At 71.0% G+C, this 1,390-nt stretch carries 1 protein-coding gene; it reads right to left on the minus strand.

Features of this window, described 5'->3' with window-relative positions; all coding sequences use genetic code 11:
• Window positions 1–87: 87 nt before the first annotated feature.
• Window positions 88–948 (minus strand): 3-hydroxybutyryl-CoA dehydrogenase, encoded by an 861-nt coding sequence (locus BFF77_RS31715; RefSeq protein ID WP_066956960.1) that lies wholly within the window; start codon window positions 946–948, stop codon window positions 88–90.
• Window positions 949–1,390 lie beyond the last annotated feature (442 nt).

Here is a 1,390-nt window from a genome sequence, read left to right on the forward strand (position 1 = left end):
GATCGCCGGAAGCGGATCGCCGGGTACAGGTCACGGGGTACAGGTCACCGAGTACGGGTCACGGGGTGACAGGCCGTCGGGTCCGGATCAGGAGTACGGGTAGAAGCCCGCGCCGGTCTTCCGGCCGAGCCGGCCCGCGTCCACCATCCGCTGGAGCAGCGGAGGCGCCGCGTACAGCGGTTCCTTGAACTCCGCGTACATCGAGTCGGCGACGGAGGCCACGGTGTCCAGACCGATCAGATCGGAGAGCTTGAGCGGGCCCATCGGATGGGCGCAGCCGAGTTCCATCCCGTTGTCGATGTCCTCGCGGCTCGCGATGCCCGACTCGAACATCCGGATCGCGGAGAGCAGATACGGGATGAGCAGCGCGTTCACCACGAAGCCCGAGCGGTCCTGGGCGCGGATGGCGTGCTTGTCCAGCACCCCCTGGACCATGGCCTCGGCCCGCTTGATCGTCTCCTCGGAGGTCGTCAGCGCGGGGATCAGCTCGACCAGCCGCTGCACCGGGGCCGGATTGAAGAAGTGGATACCGATGACCTGGTCGGGACGTGAGGTCGCGACCGCCAGTCTGACCAGCGGGATGGACGAGGTGTTGGAGGCCAGGATCGCGTCGGGCCTGGTCACCACCTGGTCGAGCACCTGGAAGATCTCGGTCTTGACCTTCTCGTTCTCCACCACGGCCTCGATGACGAGATCGCGGTCGGCGAACTCACCGAGATCGGTGGTGAAGCTGAGCCTGCCGAGCGCGGCGTCGCGCTCCCGCTCGCTGATCTTGCCGCGTTCGGCGGCCTTCGACAGCGAGTTGTGCAGACGGGTACGGCCGATCTCCAGCGCCTCGCCGGTGGTCTCGGCGACCTTCACCTCCAGGCCGCTGCGGGCGACGACCTCGGCGATCCCTGCGCCCATCTGGCCGCAGCCCACCACTCCGACGCGGGCGATATCGGTCAGGATGTCGGTCACATCGTGCCTTTCACTGGTCCGTGTCCCCGGCAGGTCCCCCGTGTGATTCCGGCGCCCGCCTCGGGACAGGACGTTACTCCGCCGGGAGGTGCGCAGGACCGGCCGGGGCAGGCACGTACCGCGGACACCCGGGCCCGCCGCCGACGGACGACGGGCCGCGCGGCGGTGGCACGACGGCGGTGGGACCGGTGGACGGCGCACGGCAACGGGCGGAAGGACGGCGCATGGCACACATCGGCAGAAGAGGTCTGGTGGCAGCCGGGGCGGGGGCCGCGGCCGTACTCCTGACGGCGGGAGACGCGGCGGCTCGGGGCACGGCGGCGGGAGCCCCGGCGGCCGGGAGCATGAGAGCCGGGGACGCGGCGGCTCGGGGTACGGCGGGCGGAGTTTCCCGGGGCCCCGGAGTTTCCCGGGGCCGCGCTCCGCGCCG

This window comes from Streptomyces lushanensis (genome assembly GCF_001700515.1).
GTDB classification, from domain to species: domain Bacteria; phylum Actinomycetota; class Actinomycetes; order Streptomycetales; family Streptomycetaceae; genus Streptomyces; species Streptomyces lushanensis.